This window comes from Salinarimonas sp., from assembly GCF_046292825.1.
Classification (GTDB): Bacteria; Pseudomonadota; Alphaproteobacteria; order Rhizobiales; family Beijerinckiaceae; genus Salinarimonas.
In genome coordinates, this window is the sequence record NZ_JBKBQG010000017.1 from 15,548 (window position 1) to 31,807 (window position 16,260).

Consider the following 16,260-nt stretch of genomic DNA (forward strand, 5'->3'; position numbering starts at 1 on the left):
CTCCCCTCAGTACCGGTTGGTCCGGTAGAAATTCTCGACGTGCTCGGTCTTCTGGTAGCGGGCGCGACGCTTGTCGTCGGCGCCCTGCGCCTGAGCCGGGCTCGCGGCGATCGGCGCCACGACGGCGGCGGCCGCGACGGTGCCGACGCCGCCCACCGCCTTCAGGAAGCCGCGCCGATCGACCGCTTTCGGATCCGGCGTCTTGTCGTCGAACTTGCCCATGTCCGGGTCCTCCCAAGTCGCGGGCGCCGCGCGGCCCCCCGCTCGTACAAAGCCGTGGACGGTGCGGAACCGCCCGAATACGTCACCGGACGCGCCCGCTCACGCGTCCATCGCGAAGGCTTGCGCCTCGATCTCCACGAATTCCCGCCCGAGCGTGCCCACCGTGCGGTAGAACCGCGAGGAGGGCGCGATCTCGAGATCGGCGAAGAATCGCGCCGCCCAAGGCTTCAGGTGGCGCTCGAAGAAGCCCTTCTGGGCGGTCTCCTCGGCGTCGAAGCGACCGGCGGCGAGGCCGGCCATCACGTCGCAGAGGATGGCGATGTGGTCCTCGGGGTCCTTGAGCGTGTCGACCCGCTCGATGCCGAGCGAGGCGAGATCCGCGCGCACCGAGGCGAGCGGGCGCTCGTGCAGGAAGCCCGTCAGATAGAAGGAGGCGTAGGGCAGCAATTCGCCGCGCCCGAGCCCGATGAAGAGGTCGAAGAATTCGCGCTGCACCGCCTCGACGCTCGTCGCGCGCGCGGCGTCCGCGAGCGCGAGATGGGCCATGCCGATCGGCGTCGCGTCGCCCTTCAGCGCGGCGAGGGCGGCGAGCGTCTCCGCACCCGGCGCGCGGCCGAGGAGATGGGCGAGGAGGTCGTATTCGCGGGCGCGCAGGAGGTCGATCTCGTCGATCTCGGGGGCGGCGCTCTCGTTGTCGTCCAACGCGTTCTCTTCCGGATACAGGTCTGGGCGCAACCGCGTGCGCGGAACTCCGGTCGCGGTCTCGACGGCGAGGACGCGCTCGGCGGGGATCTTCTGCCAATTCGAGACGGAGGGCTGCGAGATGCCGAGCGACCGCGCGAGCGCACCGACGCCGCCGGCGGCGCGGATCGCCATGTCGAGCCCGTTCTCCCGCATTCGTTTCCCCGAACCGCAACCGGCCGCCTTCTTCGGGACGGCCTCTTTCGAACGGGTTCATAGTAGAGGGCTATGGCGCGCCGGCCAAGTGTTTCGAATGGTTTCAAACAGGCCGAGCGCGGCCGTGCCGGCGCGACTTTGGTCTAATTTCGCCCTCTTTTCGCGCGTTTTCCGCGTTTGCCGGCGAGCCCTCCGCCGCCTCGCGCAAATCCTTTGCGGGCAAGGCTTCCGGGGATTGCGACGCGGCAACCTCCCGCTGCGGGGTGTCGGCCGGGCCGTCCGCGGGTTCGGCGCGCTCGTGCGGATCTGCGTCTTTTGGTTCCGCGTCTTCAACCGCCTGCGACGCGATGTCGCGATCCCCCATTGGCTCGCGCTCTTCGACTTTCGGCGAAGTGCCGCGGAATATCTTCTCCGCCAAGGCCTTGGCGTCGAAGTCCGCCGGCAGCGGACCCGATCCGGGGACGCCGCCGGGCACGTTCCAGTCGTAGGCGTATTCGCGCGCGGGATCGAGATAGCCGGCGATCTTCGGATCGCTCGCCCAGGCGCGCCGCAAGGCCGCGTTGCGCAGAACGGCGGGAACGCCCTTCCTGAGGAAAGCGGTGATGTCGGTCGAGGCGTCGATCGATTCGACCGGGGGGAGGGCGGCGAGCTCCTCCTCGGAGAGGGTCTCCTCGACGGGGGTCGGCGCGGCGGCCTCGGGCTCGGGCGCGTGCTCCTCCGCGGCTTGGTCTTCCGGCGCCTCGGCCGGCGCGGCGCGCGTCTCCTCCTCCGCGATCGCCCGCTTGCGGCGCGACCAGCGCGAGAGGAAACCCTCGCCGTCGTCCCCGCCGCCGCTCATCGCCCGCCCTCCTCGTCGTCGTCGAGGCCGAGCACGCGCGGTGCGCGGCGCGCGAGCGCCTCCGGATCGGCCTTCTTGCGCTTGCGCTTGAAGAATTCGCGCTCCACGTGAAAGGCTTCGTAGAAGGCCCCGATCGCGCTCGCGATCTCGGGCGGCATCGGCACCGCCTCGAGGATCAGCCCGGCATCGCCCGCGAGCGCCTCGCCCTCGTAGGGATCGGCCGTGACGACGGCGATCGAGACGCCGTCGCCGGCCTCTCGCAGCGCCACCCAGAGCGAGGGCCGGCCCGATTGCAGATTGTCGCGATAATGCGCCGTCTCGCCGGGATGCAGCGTCAGCTCGGCCGGGCCGACATACCAGGTCTCCTGCGCGCCCTCCGGCGTCAGCCGCGTCATCGGCGCCGTCGGCGGCGCGAGCGGCAGCACGGCGCTCGGCGCCCACGAGACCGGCGGCGCCCACTTGTTCGTCGACACCCGCCGCGTCGCGACGACGCCCAGCGTGAAGCGTGAGTTCGTCATGGATTGCCTCGTGTTTCGAGCGCGAACTCCGGGGTGTCATCCCGGACGCCGAAGGCGATCCGGGACCCATACGCCCGACGGCTCAGTCGCAGCCTGTAGGCTGCGTTTCTCCGACGAAAGCTGCTCAAAGGGAGCGAAACGAGCGCGGCATGCGCGCTCGAACGATGGTCGAGCGTATGGGTCCCGGGTCCGCTTCGCGGCCCGGGATGACACTCTCCGAAGGATTCACGGACTTTCAGGGGATCGAGGCGGCGCGCCGTCGGCGACGGCGCGAGCGCGCTTTCCGCCCGCATTCCCTCACCCCTGCCCCTCTCCCTTCCGGGAGAGGGGTTCTCGCACCCCGTCACGACGCATTCTCCCGCAACGGCAGCCCCATCACCAGGTTCTGCGGCTTCACGCGCACCACCTTGTCCGCGCTCATCGCGAGGATGAGCCAGACGGGGTGGCCCTCGACGCGCGGGTCGACCGGGGCGTGGCGGGCGAAATCGAGGCGGAAGAGGGCGAGCACGCGCATGCGGTCGTCGAGCGACACGGTCTCGCCGCGCCAGAGCCGGTTGCCGATCGCGGTCGCCTCGGCGTCGAGCCCGACGAACCAGCGCCAGTCCTGGTCCTCGATCTCGACCATCGGCTCGACCCGCGCCTCGATCCCCATGAGGTGGCGCAGGAAGATCTCGATCGCGCGCGCGAGCCCGGCCCGCGCCTTCTGCGCCGCGCCGATCGCCATCGCCATGGTGTGGGCGTCCGAGCGGCTCCAATAGGTCCAGGCATTGCCGTCGTCCATCACGTCGAGCTCGTCGGCGAGGGACTTGTCGAGCATGGCGACGAGGGGCGAGACCGGGGCGCGGCCCTCGAATTCCTCGATGAGTTCGGCATCCGCGAGGATCGCCCCGCCGTCGCCGGTCGAGACGCGCTGGGGGCGGAAGAAGAGCTCGGCCGCGCGCAGGACGTAAGGGTCGTCGCAGCCGTCGAGCGCGTTGCGCAGGATCAGATGCAGGAGCTGGTTCAGGAAGAGCGGCGGCACGACGGCGCCCGTCCGCACGAGCGAGAGCCAGGCCGCCTCGATCGAGCCCGCGGCGACGAGCCGGTCGCGATAATCGACGAAGAAGGTCCAGTTCTCCCGCGCGTCCGGATCGGCGATCGCGGCGATCTCGTCCGGCGAGACCGTGCGGCGGGGGCTCTCGAGGAGGCTCGCATGGAGCGCGCGCTCGGCCGGGCAGGCCTCCTCCGGGGGCAGGATCTCGGGGCGCGCGAGATAGGCGGTGAGGAGCTCGTCCGTCACGGCGAGCGTGCCGTCCGGCAGCCGGCGGGTGAGGTGGTGTCCGCTCGAGACCCAGAACTCGCGGCTCATCGCTCGCTCCCGTCCTTCATGAGACCCAACAGGTCGACATGTTCCTCCACTTCGTCCTCGCTCTCGACGACTATGAAGGCCTTGGCGTGGCTGTACAGGCGGTCGGCGCCCGGCGCGCCGGGCTCGCGATGGCGCAGCGTGCGGAACTGCTCGACGATGCGTCCGTCCTTCACGGTGCGGTGCATGGCGATGAGCGTGCCCTCGGCATGCCCCTCGCACAGGGAGGCCGCATAGGCGATCTCCTCCGCGGCGGCCGTGCGCGCGTGTTCGAGCGTCGGCGGCGCGAAGCGCTCGGCGATGTGCGCGGCGAGCGCGGCGATCGCCGCCTCGCGCTCCTCCGGGGTCGCGGGCGTCGCGACGACGAGCGTCGAGAAGCCGAGGCTGCCGACGCCGACGAAGCCCGCGCGGAAGGCCGCACGTTCCTTGTTGGAGAACGCCTCGATGTCCTTGTCCCAGAAGAGGAACGTCCCCGTCACCGCCCATTCGCCGGGCTCGGCCGGGTGCGCGAAGACGAAGGTGTCGGAGGGGTCGAGCCGGATCGTGCGCGGCAGCATCGGGCTCACAGGCGCGGCCCCCGACGCGTCTCGTCGTACCAGGCGGGCGCGGCGAGCGCGGGCAGGAGCGCGCGTCGCTCGGCGCCGGTGACGCCGTGGCGGTGGACGAGGAGATCGCCGTTGCCGTCGATGCCCCGCCGCTCGCCCGCCTTCTCGCGCTTGAGGCGGGCGAGATAGACGTCCGCGACCTTTCGGAAGCCGCGATTCGCCCACGCATCGACATGCACCATCAGGTGGCGCGCGAAGCTCTCGATCAGAACGCGCGGCTCCCCGAAACCCTCCTCCTCGAGCGAGGTCGAGAGCGGCATCAGCCCGCTCTCCGTCAGCGCCATGCGGGCGGCGATGAGCTGGCACCCGAAGACGAGCCAATCGGGCACCGCGTCCTCGGGCGTCCCCTCGGGCCAGCCGAGCCGTCCGCCGCCGATCAGCGCGCCGTCGTAATGGATCGTGTCGGGCCACAGGAACTCGACCGATTTCTCCGGCGGGCAATGGGCCGCGATGGCGTCGGCGACCGCCGCCATGCCGGCGAAGAAGGCGCGGCGCGCCGACACGAGCGGCTCCTCGGGCTCCAGCACGACGGCGAATTCGACGAGATCGTAGCGCCCGACATGGACGAGCGTGCCGGCGCCCGCTTCGCCTGCGATGGCGCAGGCATGCGCGAAGGCGTCCCCGCGCTCGCGCAGGCGCACGGGCGTGAACAGAGGCGGCAGATCGAGCGCGTCGGGCCCGCGCGCGGGTTGCGTCTGCGGCACGTTGGCTTTCCTCCCGTCACCGGCTTTCGGCGGACCGTCTTTGGGTCTATTCTAACATAAACCGATTTGCGACAAGAGCGACGGACGTGCCGGTGGGGTCGCGGGCACGCCGCAGCCGAAAGTCGATCCGCCTCGATCCACCGGGAAGAAGCGTCCGTGTCCGACACAAAGCGTATCGTTTTCGCCTGCTCGTGCGAAAAGACCATGCCGCTCGACGAGGCCGCGCTCGCCGCCGGCTGCGGCGGGCGGCTCGAGACGGCGACCCAGCTCTGCGTCTCCGAGATCGAGCGGGTCACGGACGCGCTGATGCGCGGCGAGCGCGTCACGATCGGCTGCACCCAGGAGGCGCCGACCTTCGAGGACGCAGCCGAGGATGCCGGGCTCGAGGAGCCCGCTCTCGCCTTCGTCAACATTCGCGAGGCGGCGGGCTGGTCGCGCGAGGCGAAAGAGGCGGGGCCGAAGATGGCGGCGCTTCTCGCGGCCGCGTCCGTACCGGTCTCGCCCGTGCAGCTCGTCGCGATGGAATCGGAGGGCGTGATCCTCATCCTCGGCCGCGACGAGACCGCGATCGAGGCGGGCCGCCGCCTCGCCGATCATCTCGACGTCACCGTGATGCTGGAGCGCCCCGGCGAGATCGCGCCGCCGCGCCGGGCGGACTTCCCCGTGGTGAAGGGGCGCGTGCGCAAGGCCGCGGGGCATCTCGGCGCCTTTGCGCTCGAAATCGACGATTACGCGACCGCCGCCCCGTCCTCGCGCGCGGCGCTCCGCTTCGGCGAGGGGCGCGACGGCGCGCGCTCGGAATGCGACATCGTGCTCGATCTGCGCGGCGAGCGCCCGCTCTTTCCCGCCGACGATCTGCGTCCGGGCTATCTGCGCGCCGATCCGCGCGATCCGGCCGGCGTCGAGCGGGCGATCTACGAGGCGCGCGACCTCGTCGGAACCTTCGACAAGCCGAAATACGTCGCCTTCGATCCGGGGCTCTGCGCCCATTCCCGCTCGAAGATCGTGGGCTGCACGCGCTGCCTCGATCTGTGCCCGACGGGCGCGATCGCGCCCGCCGGCGATCACGTCGCGATCGATCCCCATGTCTGCGCCGGCTGCGGCCAATGCGCGGCCGCCTGCCCGACGGGGGCGGCGAGCTATGCGATGCCCAATGTCGAGACGCTCGGCGCGCGCCTGCGCACGATGCTGCGGGCCTATGCGCAAGCGGGCGGGCGCGACGCCGTCCTCCTCTTCCACGACGGCGAGCACGGCGAGCCGATGATCGACGCGCTCGCCCGCTTCGGCGACGGGCTGCCGGCGCGCGCGATCCCCGTCCAGGTGAACGAAGTCACGCAGATCGGCCCCGAGATCTTCGCCGCCGCCTTCGCCTATGGTGCGGCCGGCGCGCGGGTGCTCGTGCGCGAAAAACCGAAGCACGAGATCGTCGGGCTCGAGCGCACGCTCGCCACCGTCGAGACGATCCTCGTCGCGCTCGGCTTCGGCGAGGCGCCCGTCGGCATCGTCTCGACCGACGATCCGGACGCGCTCGGCGCCGCCATGCGCGAGGCCTGCGCGGCGCGCGCGGGGCGGGCGGCGGCGGTGCCGGCCTCCTTCCTCGCGGTGCCGAAGAAGCGCGCGATGCTCGAACTCGCGTTTCGCGAATTGCACCGCGTCGCGCCAGCGCCCGTGCCGGTCGTCGCGCTCGAGCGGGGCGCGCCCTTCGGCGGGATCGTGGTCGACGTCGCCGGCTGCACGCTGTGCCTCGCCTGCGTCTCCGCCTGCCCGGCCGACGCGCTCTCCGACAATCCGGACCGCCCGACCGTGCGCTTCACGGAATCGAACTGCGTTCAGTGCGGATTGTGCGCGGCGACCTGTCCGGAAAAGGTGATCAGCCTCGAGCCCCGCCTCGATTTCGCCGCCTGGGCCGAGCCCAAGCGGCTGATCAAGGAGGAGGAGCCCTATCCGTGCGTCTCCTGCGGCAAGCCCTTCGGCACGCGGGCGACGATCGAGCGCGTGATGGCGAAGCTGTCGGGCACCCATTGGATGTTCTCCGGCCCCGACGGCGAGCGCCGCTCCCGCGTCCTGCAGATGTGCGAGGATTGCCGCGTCGAGACGGTCGTCAACGACAGCTTCGACCCGCACGAGATCGAGCGCATGAAGCCGCGCACCACGGACGATTACCTGCGCGAGCGCAAGAGCGAGACGGAGCACTGAAGCCGGCGGCGGCATGACGCGCCGCCGCGCCCGAACGCCTCGCCCGCCGCGCCGTTGACCCTCCTCGACGACCCACCGAGGAGGCGATCTTGGGTGAGACCGGCATCAGGCTCGATCTGACGGGCCAGACGGCGATCGTGACGGGCGCGTCTTCCGGCATCGGCGCGGGGATCGCGCGGCTGTTCGGGCGCGCCGGCGCGAACGTCGTGATCAATTACCGATCGAGCGAGGACGGCGCGCGCGAGACGCTCCGCGCGATCGAGGATGCGGGCGGCACGGGCCGCATCGTGCAGGCGGACGTGTCGCAGGAGGGCGACGTGAAGCGCCTGTTCGAGGAGGCGTGCGACGCCTTCGGCACCGTCCACGTGCTCATCGCCAATGCCGGCCTCCAGCGCGACGCGCCCGCCCACGAGATGAGCCTCGCGGATTGGAAGACCGTTCTCGACGTCAACCTCACCGGCCAGTTCCTCTGCGCGCGCGAGGCGATCCGGCTGTTTCGCGCGCGAGGCCCGGTGCCGGAGGTATGCCCGGCGCTCGGCAAGATCGTGTGCATCTCCTCCGTCCACCAGTTCATCCCCTGGTCGGGGCGCGTGAACTATGCGGCGTCGAAGGGCGGACTCCTCCTGATGATGCAGTCGCTCGCGCAGGAATATGCGGGGGAGAAGATCCGCATCAACGCCATCGCGCCCGGCGCGATCAAGACCGCCATCAACCGCTCCTCCTGGGACGACCCGGCCGAGCGCGAAAAGCTCCTGGATCTCATCCCCTATGGCCGCATCGGCGAGAGCGAGGACGTCGCCCGCGCAGCCCTGTGGCTCGCGAGCGACGCCAGCGACTACGTCACCGGCGAGACGCTGGTGGTGGACGGCGGAATGGCGCTCTATCCGGGGTTCCGGGAGGGAGGGTGACGCCCCCCGCCAAGGCGAGGGACGTCCGTCGCGCTCCCTCGCTTTCGCTCGAGAAGCCTCTCCTTTCCCGGAGAGCTCGTACAATCTCCAAGGGTTGTCATCCCGGGCCGCGAAGCGGACCCGGGACCCATACGCTCCACGACCGCACGAGCGCGCATGCCGCGCTCGCTGCGCTACTTTGGAGCGTCGCTCGTCGGAGAAACGCAGCCTACAGGCTGCGACTGAGACGTGGTGGTTATGGGTCCCGGATCGCCTTCGGCGTCCGGGATGACACCCCAAACGATGCAGTTTTCTATGGGGCCGGACGTCCGTCGCGCTCCTCCTCGGACAGGAGGGCGATGCGCTCCGGGGCGTGGAGGGCCAGCGTGGTGCCGGGGCCGGGGCCGAAGCGGTGGACGTAGAAGGCGGCGCTCTCGGCGGGGCTCATCACGGGGGAGGGGGCGGAGAGGATCCGCGTCTCGCCCGACGCGCCGATCCAGTCGATATGACGGTGGCCGTGCATCACGACGATGCGGCGCCCGAGCGGCTGCAGGAGGCGCACGAACGAGCTCGCGTTGATGAGCGCGGTCCCGATCCGCGCCGCGAAGCGCACGGCCTTGGGGAATTCCACCACGTGGTGGTGCAGCGCGACGAGGAAGCGCGCCTTGGGGAACTCGCGCGTCGCGGTCACGAGGTCGCGGCTCTGCTCGGCCGAGATCAGCCCGAGCGCGTTCGTGAAGGAGAAATGCGTCTCGGCGTTCGAGTTGAGGAGGATCACGCCGAGCCCGTCCGGCCGCTCGGGCGGCAGCACCATGGGGAAGATCTGGTCCCAGAGGGCGCCGAGCCGCAGCGAAAGCGCGTAGCTCCCCGTCTCCGCGAAGTCGCGCATCGCCTCGCGATGGGGCTCGAGCGCGGTCTCCAGCGTCTGGTCGAAGCGGCCGGTGTCGCGGTCGATCACGAGAACGCGCTCGCCCTGGATCGCGGCGATGGCCGAGAGCATGCGCATCTGGCGCAGCGTCTTGCCGGTGCTCGTCGGCAATTCGAGGCGGGCCGGGTTGGCGCGGTCCACGACGTTGAGATCGTGGTTGCCGGGGATCACGAGGGTGCGCGCGAGGAGCTCGGGATAGGCGCCGAGCGCCTCGTGGAAGGCGGCCCATTCGGTCGAGCGGCCGCCATCGGTCATGTCCCCGCTCATCAGGACGAGGTCGACCGGCCGCGCCGCGTGCGCCTGCGCGAGACGGGCGAGCGCTCGGGCGACCCGCTCGTTGCCGCGCGGCCCCGAGCGCCCGGCCTCGAGACGGAACTCGTAGGGGCCGCCGACGGCGTGGAGATCGGTCAGATGCGCGACGCGCCAGGTCTTGGCCCCCTCCGGGGGATCGTCGTCGAAACGGTCGAGCGCGCGCGCGGGCGGCATCGTCGCGTCGGCAAGGCTCCAGAACAGGGAGGCGGCGGCGAGGAAGATCCCGATGATGACGACGCTGTTCGCCAAGGTCGGCACGATCAGGCGCTGGGGGAAGCGCAGGTCGAAGAAGTTGCCCGCCCAGCGCGATGACGGCCAGGCGAGGGAGACGATCCAGATCGCGAGCACGCACACGATCAGCCCGGCCGTCGCCGTGGCGAGCGAATGGAGATGGGCGCGCGTCCCCGGCGCGAGGCGCGAGGGCACGATCCGCTCGCCGAGATGGCGCAGGCTCTCGCGGAAGAGGACGTAGACCGGCTGGACGACGAGCGAGATCAACGACCAGAAGCTGCGCTCCGTCGTGCGGTAGAGCGGGCGGCCGCCGAACCAGGCGAGCGCGAGGGCGAGCGCGAGCGTCACCACGGGCGCGAGATCGGAGACGATCTCGGCCGAGCGCCGGGACAGGAGCCCGTACCAGCCCGTGATGAGGAGCGGCGCGAGCCCCAGCAGCACCGCCGGAAAGACGATCATGATGACGAGGGCGAGCGCGAGCTTCAGGAAGTTGAGCTCGACGATCATGCTCCCCGCGATCGCGAGGAGCGAACGGTGCCGCGGGCTCGACGCGTCGTCCTCGACGTCGCCGCGGCGCGGATCGATGATGAAGCGGTCTTGGCCGGCTCGCTCGGGCACGCGTCGAGATGATCCTCTGCGGGTCGCGAGAAGGTGCCCCGTGAGGCCCGGCGGAGCAAGCGCAATCGCGCGGGCTCAGGTGTCGAAGCGCACCCAACCCTGCGGCATCAGCCGCTCCTGGGGCAGGAAGCGCGCCTTGTAGGCCATCTTGCGCGAGCCCTCGACCCAATAGCCGAGATAGACGTAAGGCAGCCCCATCGCATGGGCGCGGGCGATGTGGTCGAGGATCACGAAGCTGCCGAGCGAGCGGTCGGACAGCTCGGGATCGTAGAACGAATAGACCATGGACAGGCCGTCCGCGAGGACGTCGGTCAGGCAGGTCGCGACGAGCGGCCCGGTGCCGCGCCCGTTGATCCCGCTGTCGGGCCCGCGGCGGCGATATTCGACGAGACGCGTGTCGATGTGGCTGTCCTCGATCATCATCGCGTAATCGAGAACGGTCATGTCGATCATGCCGCCGTCGGAATGGCGGCTGTCGAGATAGCGGCGGAAGAGGGTGTACTGCTCGGAGCTCGGCTGATTCGGCCCGAGCGCGCCGATCAGGTCCCGATTCGCCTTGAGCACCCGGCGGAAGCTCGCGGAGGGGGCGAACTCCGCCACCGGCACGCGCACCGAGACGCAGGCCCGGCAGGTCTCGCAGGCGGGGCGGTAGGCGATCGTCTGCGAGCGGCGAAACCCGCCATGGGTGAGGATGTCGTTGAGCTCGCCCGCGCGGCGCCCAACGAGATGGGTGAAGACCTTCCGCTCCTCCTTGCCGGGCAGGTAGGGGCAGGGGGAGGGCGCCGTCAGGAAGAATTGCGGCGTATCGCGGGAATGGCTGGTCACGCTCGTCTCACCTCGCGGCCGGGCGGCCGGGCTCGTCTGTCATGAGGATAGCACCGGCTGCGCCGACGACAATGATCGCGGCCGTTGAAATCGCTGCCCGCGAGGGCGGTTTTTTGGCGCGCTGCGGCGTGACGCAGGGGAAGAGGCGGCGGAGCGCGAGGCCTTGCCCCGCCTGAACGGGGGGCTGAAGCCACCCCGTGTCATCCCCGGCCGGAGCACGCACAGCGTGCGCAGGGGAAGGGGACCCACCACAGGAAGGCGCTTGCGGAGCAAGCTCTCGCGCCGCCGACCAGGCGGCTCGTCGCCGCAATTATCGTGTGCTCCGCACACATCTTTGCGCTGGGTCCCCTTCCCCTGCGCACGCTTTGCGTGCTTCGGCCGGGGATGACACCCTGGTGCTGGTTCTCGAATTCCCTTACGCCGCGTCGGCGCGCACGACGACGATGTCGACGAGAAGGTCGTGGCCGAGGCGCCGGTCGGAGCGGGCGAAGCCGATCACGACGTCGATCACCCAGAGGAGGAAGGTCGAGGCTGCGAGCCAGAACAGGAGCGCGTGCACGCCCGCGGTGAGCACGTCGACGCGCTTCGGCGAGGCCGCGCGCAGGACCCTGAGGCCCGTGAGCCGCATGCCGATCGTCGCCTGGTTGGCGCCCCCGACGGTCATCGCGCTGTAGAGGAGGCCGACGCCGGGCACCAGGATCGCGAACAAAGCCCAGGCGAGCCCGAAGGTGAGCACCCCGAGCACCAGGATCGCGAAGCCGAACATCATCACGAGGGCCGAGATGACGATGAAGTCGACGCAGAAGGCGACGAGCCGGCGACCCAGCACGCCGTCCGTCGCGCGGTCGTAATCGACCGGGGGGTAGATCTCGATCGCAGCATCGGAAATGCGGCGCGGCTCGTTCACGTGTCGTCTCCTCACAAGCCCGTCGTGGCCTGCGAGAGGCCGCGCGGATCGATGCGCATCGGCGCGTAGCCGTCCTCGGCCAGCGCCGCGAAGATCTGCCGCGTATGGGCGGCATCCCGCGTCTCGACCGTGACGTCCACCGTCACGCCCTTGGCGGGAACGTCTAGATAGAGACGACCATGCGAGACTTCCAGGATGTTGGCGCCGAGCGCGCCGAGCCGGCTCGCGACGCGGCCGAGGAGGCCCGGGCGGTCGTCGGACGTGATGCGGAAGGAGACGATGCGCTCGTCGCGCTCGAGCTCGCGCACCATCACCGAGGCGAGGAGGCGCGCGTCGATGTTGCCGCCGCAGAGCACCACGCCGACGCGCTGCCCTGCGAAGAGATCGGGCCGCGCCAGCATCGCCGCGAGGCCCGCCGCGCCCGCGCCCTCCGCCATGGTGCGCAGGAGCGTCGCCGAGAGGTTCACCGCCCGCTCGATCTCCGGCTCGTCCACGACGACGATGGTCTCGACGAGGTCGCGCACGATGGGGATCGCGAGCCGACCGGCATTCTTCACCGCGATGCCCTCCGCGAGGCTCGCGCCGCCGACGGCGAGGCTTTCGCCGGTGAGCGCGTTGTGCATGGAGGGGTAGAGCCGCGCCTCGACGCCGACGATTCGGATCTGCGGCCGCAGCGCCTTCGCGGCGACCGCGATCCCGGAGATCAGCCCGCCGCCGCCGATCGGCACGACGAGCATGTCGAGATCGGGCGCCTCCGCGAGCATCTCGAGCGCAATGGTGCCCTGGCCTGCCATCACGAGCGGGTCGTCGTAGGGGTGGACGAAGACGAGGCCCTGCTCGGCCTCGAGCCGATGCGCCTCGGTCTCCGATTCGGACAGGGTCTCGCCGACGAGGACCACGTTCGCGCCATAGCCGCGGGTGTTCTCGACCTTCACGAGGGGCGTCGAGGCGGGCATCACGATGGTGGCGGGCACGCCGAGGCGCTGGGCGTGGTAGGCGACGGCCTGGGCGTGGTTGCCCGCCGACATCGCGACGACGCCGCGGGCGCGCTCGTCGGCGTCGAGCGCCGCGAGCCGGTTCGCCGCCCCGCGCTCCTTGAACGAGCCCGTCGCCTGCAGCGTCTCGAGCTTGAGGGACAGGCGCGCGCCGAGCCGATCGGAGAGCCGCGGCGCGGCGACGAGGGGCGTGCGCGCGACATGGGCCGCGATCGTCGCCGCCGCCGCCTCGACGTCGGCGAGGGAGATGGCGTGGGAGAGGGGAGTTTCGTCGCTCACGTTGGCCCGCGCCGAGGCGCCTCTCAGACGAGGAAGGGATTGGTCGTCCGCTCGTGACCCATCGTGCTCATCGGGCCGTGGCCGCAGACGAAGGCGACGTCGTCCCCGAGCGGCAGGAGCTTCTCCTTGATCGAGGCGATCAGGAGATCGTGGTCGCCGCCGGGGAGATCGGTGCGACCGATCGAGCCGGCGAACAGGGCGTCGCCGACGATCGCGAGCCGGTCGGCCTCCGAGACGAAGGCGACGGAGCCCGGCGAATGGCCCGGCACGCGGCGCACGGAGAAGGGGATGCCGCCGACATCCACGACGTCGCCCTCGTCGAGCCAGCGATCGGGCGAGACCGGGCGCGCGGGCGGCAGGCCGAAATTTCTCGACATCTGCGTGAGGAGCTCGCCCATCATGAACGCGTCCTCGTGATGCGGCCCCTCGACCGGCACCGGCAGCGCGTCCAGGAGGTCCGCGACGCCGGCGACGTGATCGACATGGCCGTGGGTGAGGAGGATGCGCTCGACGGTGATTCCGACCTGGGCGATCGCCTCGAGAATCGCCGGCACGTCGCCGCCCGGGTCGATCACCACGCCGCGCATCGTCTCGCGCGCGAACAGGACCGTGCAGTTCTGCTCGAAAGGCGTCACCGGCACGATCACGGCGGACAGCCGCGGCTCTTTGTCGGACATGAAGCTCTCCTCGTCTCGCCGAGCCTTGTGCCACGGGGGAGGGGGCGTGTCATCCCCGGCGGGGATGTCCGTTCCCTCAGGGGACGGTGGCTGCCGCGGCTGTCATCAAGTCAGTCGCGCCGACAGGGTGAGCGCTCCACCGGTGTCATCCCCGGCCGGAGGTCGCTTGCGACCGGAGGGGAAGGGGACCCAGCGTGAAAATTGCTTGCGGAGCAAGCGCTTGCGGCGGCGTCTAGCCGCCTGGTCGGCGGCACGATCGTGTGCTCCGCACACGTTTTGGTGCTGGGTCCCCTTCCCCTGCGCACGCTATGCGTGCTCCGGCAGGAAATGACACCGCCCTGTCGAACCCCTCGCGTCGCAATCGCCCCCGCGCGCGGGGGCGGTTCGCGTCAGCTCTTGTTCGCGGCGGCGGGCTTCTTGGCGAACATGCTCTTGAGGTTCGACCACAGCTCGATCTTCACGCCGTGGCGGCGCATGATCCAGCCCTGCTGGATGACCGAGAGGAGGTTGTTCCAGGCCCAGTAGATCACGAGGCCGGCCGGGAAGGACGCGAGCAGGAACGTGAACAGCACCGGCATCCAGGTGAACACGGCCTTCTGGATCGGGTCCGGCGGCTCGGGGTTCATCTTCATCTGGACGAACATCGTGATGCCCATCAGGATCGGCCACACGCCCACCGTGAGGAAGAGCGGCACCGACCAGGGCAAGAGCCCGAACAGGTTGAAGATCGAGGTCGGATCGGGCGCGGCGAGGTCCTGGATCCAACCGAAGAAGGGCGCGTGCCGCATCTCGATCGTGACGAACAGCACCTTGTAGAGCGCGAAGAAGACCGGGATCTGGATCAGGACCGGCCAGCAGCCCGCCACGGGATTGATCTTCTCCCGCTTGTAGAGCTCCATCAGCTCCTGCTGCTGCTTCATGCGATCGTCCTTGTAGCGATCGCGGATGGCAACCATCTCCGGCTGCACGGCCTTCATCTTCGCCATCGAGGCGTAGGACTTGTTGGCCAGCGGGAAGAAGAGGAGCTTCAGGAGCACCGTGACGATCAGGATCGACACGCCGAAATTGCCCGTCACGCCGGCAAAGAAGCTCAGCGCGTAGAAGAGCGGCTTCGTGATGAAGTAGAACCAGCCCCAATCGATCAGGAGGTCGAACTTCAGGATGCCGTAGCGCGACGCGTAGCCGTCGACGACGTCGACCTCCTTGGCGCCGGCGAAGAGCCGCTTCGTGTTGGTGAGCGTCTCGCCGGGCGCGACCGCCGTGCCGGCGCCCATCACGTCGGCCTGGAAGATCGGGCGGGTCGGATCGGGCTGGACGGTGAAGCGGCCGGTGAAGGGCAGCGTCTGGTCCGGGATGATCGCCGCGGCCCAGTACTTGTCGGTGATGCCCGCCCAGCCGCCGACGACCTCGCGCCAGGCCTCGCCGAGCACGCCGGGCGCGAGCGTGCGCGCGCCCTCGACGTTCGAATAGGTCCATTCCTGCAGGCCCTGCTCGCCGAGAACGCCGATGAAGCCCTCGTGCAGGACGAAATAGCCGAGCACTTCCGGGCGACCGTGGCGGGAGACGAGGCCGTAGGGGAAGAGCGTCAGCGTCTCGCCCGACGCGTTCTCGACGCTGTCCTCGATCGTGAACATGGCGTCCGCGTCGACCGCGATCGTGCGCCGGAAGACGATGCCCGCCTCGTTCTCCCAGGAGAGCGTGACCGGGTTGCCGGGGCCCATGCGGTCGGCGCTCGCCGTCCACACGGTGTCGAGGCCCGGCAGGCCGCCAGGTACGGCGCCCGAGGCCACCCAACCGAACTCGGCGTAATAGGGCTCGGCCGTGCCGGTGGGCGCGAACAGCACGATGTTGGGCGAATCCGGATCGACCGTCTCGCGGTAGTCGCGCAGGACGAGGTCGTCGATGCGCCCGCCGCGCAGGTTGATCGAGCCGACCTTCGAGGGCGTGTCGACGATCACGCGCGGCGACTGGGCGAGCACCGCCTCGCGGGCGGCCGGCATGCCCGGCATCCCGGGGATCGTGGGGATGTCGGTCGCCGGCGCGCCGGGGCTCGTCGCGGCCTCGCCCGGCAGGGGCAGGTTCGGCCGGGCGGGATCGCCGAGCTGCTGCTGCTGCTGGAGGCGCTCCTCCATCGCGGCGCGCTGCTGCGCCTCGCGCTCCGCCTGCGGCGCGGCGTAGAAATACGTCCAGGCCACGAACACGATCACCGAGAGGACGATCGCGAGGAGCATGTTTCGGTTGTCTTCGGCGCGCATGGGTCCCACGGTCCGTGAGGT

15 protein-coding genes are annotated in these 16,260 nt (G+C 70.4%); 2 read left to right on the forward strand and 13 right to left on the reverse strand.

Features of this window, described 5'->3' with window-relative positions; genetic code table 11:
* Positions 1-6: 6 nt before the first annotated feature.
* From ACK4UM_RS10280 to ACK4UM_RS10310, 7 genes are all read right to left on the reverse strand, one after another.
* The gene (locus tag ACK4UM_RS10280) at positions 7-222 is read right to left on the reverse strand and encodes a twin-arginine translocation signal domain-containing protein (RefSeq protein WP_409798436.1); all 216 of its coding nucleotides are present in this window, start codon (positions 220-222) and stop codon (positions 7-9) included.
* Positions 223-321: 99 nt separating this feature from the next.
* On the reverse strand, positions 322-1,119 hold the full coding sequence (locus tag ACK4UM_RS10285; protein ID WP_409798438.1) for a Cro/CI family transcriptional regulator: 798 nt from the start codon (positions 1,117-1,119) through the stop codon (positions 322-324).
* Between the two features lie 103 nt (positions 1,120-1,222).
* The gene (locus ACK4UM_RS10290; protein ID WP_409798440.1) at positions 1,223-1,957 is read right to left on the reverse strand and encodes a DUF3306 domain-containing protein; all 735 of its coding nucleotides are present in this window, start codon (positions 1,955-1,957) and stop codon (positions 1,223-1,225) included.
* Positions 1,954-2,475: a DUF3305 domain-containing protein gene (locus tag ACK4UM_RS10295; RefSeq protein WP_409798443.1), complete on the reverse strand. Its 522-nt coding sequence runs from the start codon at positions 2,473-2,475 to the stop codon at positions 1,954-1,956. The genes ACK4UM_RS10290 and ACK4UM_RS10295 overlap by 4 nt, the downstream gene beginning before the upstream one ends.
* A gap of 343 nt (positions 2,476-2,818) precedes the next feature.
* A complete protein-coding gene (locus tag ACK4UM_RS10300) occupies positions 2,819-3,823 on the reverse strand; it encodes a DUF6352 family protein (protein ID WP_409798445.1) in 1,005 nt (334 codons plus the stop codon).
* Positions 3,820-4,377 carry a DUF6505 family protein gene (locus ACK4UM_RS10305; RefSeq protein ID WP_409798563.1) on the reverse strand — a complete coding sequence of 186 codons (558 nt, stop codon included), beginning with the start codon at positions 4,375-4,377 and terminating at the stop codon, positions 3,820-3,822. The genes ACK4UM_RS10300 and ACK4UM_RS10305 overlap by 4 nt, the downstream gene beginning before the upstream one ends.
* Positions 4,378-4,382: 5 nt before the next feature.
* Positions 4,383-5,129: a biotin/lipoate--protein ligase family protein gene (locus tag ACK4UM_RS10310; protein WP_409798447.1), complete on the reverse strand. Its 747-nt coding sequence runs from the start codon at positions 5,127-5,129 to the stop codon at positions 4,383-4,385.
* 204 nt (positions 5,130-5,333) lie between these two features.
* On the opposite strand from ACK4UM_RS10310, the gene ACK4UM_RS10315 reads away from it, so the two are divergent.
* On the forward strand, positions 5,334-7,325 hold the full coding sequence (locus ACK4UM_RS10315; protein ID WP_409798449.1) for a 4Fe-4S binding protein: 1,992 nt from the start codon (positions 5,334-5,336) through the stop codon (positions 7,323-7,325).
* A gap of 89 nt (positions 7,326-7,414) precedes the next feature.
* Complete coding sequence (locus tag ACK4UM_RS10320) at positions 7,415-8,233, forward strand: SDR family oxidoreductase (protein ID WP_409798451.1); 819 nt, start codon at positions 7,415-7,417, stop codon at positions 8,231-8,233.
* A 292-nt stretch (positions 8,234-8,525) separates the two neighbouring features.
* Here the strand turns inward: ACK4UM_RS10320 and ACK4UM_RS10325 are convergent, their stop codons facing one another.
* From ACK4UM_RS10325 to yidC, 6 genes are all read right to left on the reverse strand, one after another.
* Positions 8,526-10,301, reverse strand: coding sequence for a metallophosphoesterase family protein (locus ACK4UM_RS10325; protein WP_409798453.1), 1,776 nt, complete (start codon positions 10,299-10,301; stop codon positions 8,526-8,528).
* Positions 10,302-10,376: 75 nt separating this feature from the next.
* Positions 10,377-11,126: an arginyltransferase gene (locus tag ACK4UM_RS10330; RefSeq protein ID WP_409798455.1), complete on the reverse strand. Its 750-nt coding sequence runs from the start codon at positions 11,124-11,126 to the stop codon at positions 10,377-10,379.
* Between the two features lie 415 nt (positions 11,127-11,541).
* Positions 11,542-12,033, reverse strand: a complete 492-nt coding sequence (locus ACK4UM_RS10335; protein WP_409798457.1) for an RDD family protein — start codon at positions 12,031-12,033, stop codon at positions 11,542-11,544.
* 11 nt (positions 12,034-12,044) lie between these two features.
* Positions 12,045-13,307, reverse strand: coding sequence for a threonine ammonia-lyase (locus tag ACK4UM_RS10340; RefSeq protein WP_409798459.1), 1,263 nt, complete (start codon positions 13,305-13,307; stop codon positions 12,045-12,047).
* Between the two features lie 23 nt (positions 13,308-13,330).
* Complete coding sequence (locus ACK4UM_RS10345; protein ID WP_409798461.1) at positions 13,331-13,984, reverse strand: MBL fold metallo-hydrolase; 654 nt, start codon at positions 13,982-13,984, stop codon at positions 13,331-13,333.
* A gap of 389 nt (positions 13,985-14,373) precedes the next feature.
* Positions 14,374-16,239: a membrane protein insertase YidC gene (gene yidC / locus ACK4UM_RS10350; RefSeq protein ID WP_409798463.1), complete on the reverse strand. Its 1,866-nt coding sequence runs from the start codon at positions 16,237-16,239 to the stop codon at positions 14,374-14,376.
* Positions 16,240-16,260 lie beyond the last annotated feature (21 nt).

Bases quoted from the DNA above. Each gene is read 5' to 3' on its own strand.
- ACK4UM_RS10345 (WP_409798461.1), bottom strand. From the start codon at position 13,984: ATGTCCGACAAAGAGCCGCGGCTGTCCGCCGTGATCGTGCCGGTGACG.
- ACK4UM_RS10305 (WP_409798563.1), bottom strand. From the start codon at position 4,377: ATGCTGCCGCGCACGATCCGGCTCGACCCCTCCGACACCTTCGTCTTC.
- ACK4UM_RS10300 (WP_409798445.1), bottom strand. From the start codon at position 3,823: ATGAGCCGCGAGTTCTGGGTCTCGAGCGGACACCACCTCACCCGCCGG.
- ACK4UM_RS10285 (WP_409798438.1), bottom strand. From the start codon at position 1,119: ATGCGGGAGAACGGGCTCGACATGGCGATCCGCGCCGCCGGCGGCGTC.
- ACK4UM_RS10290 (WP_409798440.1), bottom strand. From the start codon at position 1,957: ATGAGCGGCGGCGGGGACGACGGCGAGGGTTTCCTCTCGCGCTGGTCG.
- ACK4UM_RS10295 (WP_409798443.1), bottom strand. From the start codon at position 2,475: ATGACGAACTCACGCTTCACGCTGGGCGTCGTCGCGACGCGGCGGGTG.
- yidC (WP_409798463.1), bottom strand. From the start codon at position 16,239: ATGCGCGCCGAAGACAACCGAAACATGCTCCTCGCGATCGTCCTCTCG.
- ACK4UM_RS10315 (WP_409798449.1), top strand. From the start codon at position 5,334: ATGCCGCTCGACGAGGCCGCGCTCGCCGCCGGCTGCGGCGGGCGGCTC.
- ACK4UM_RS10280 (WP_409798436.1), bottom strand. From the start codon at position 222: ATGGGCAAGTTCGACGACAAGACGCCGGATCCGAAAGCGGTCGATCGG.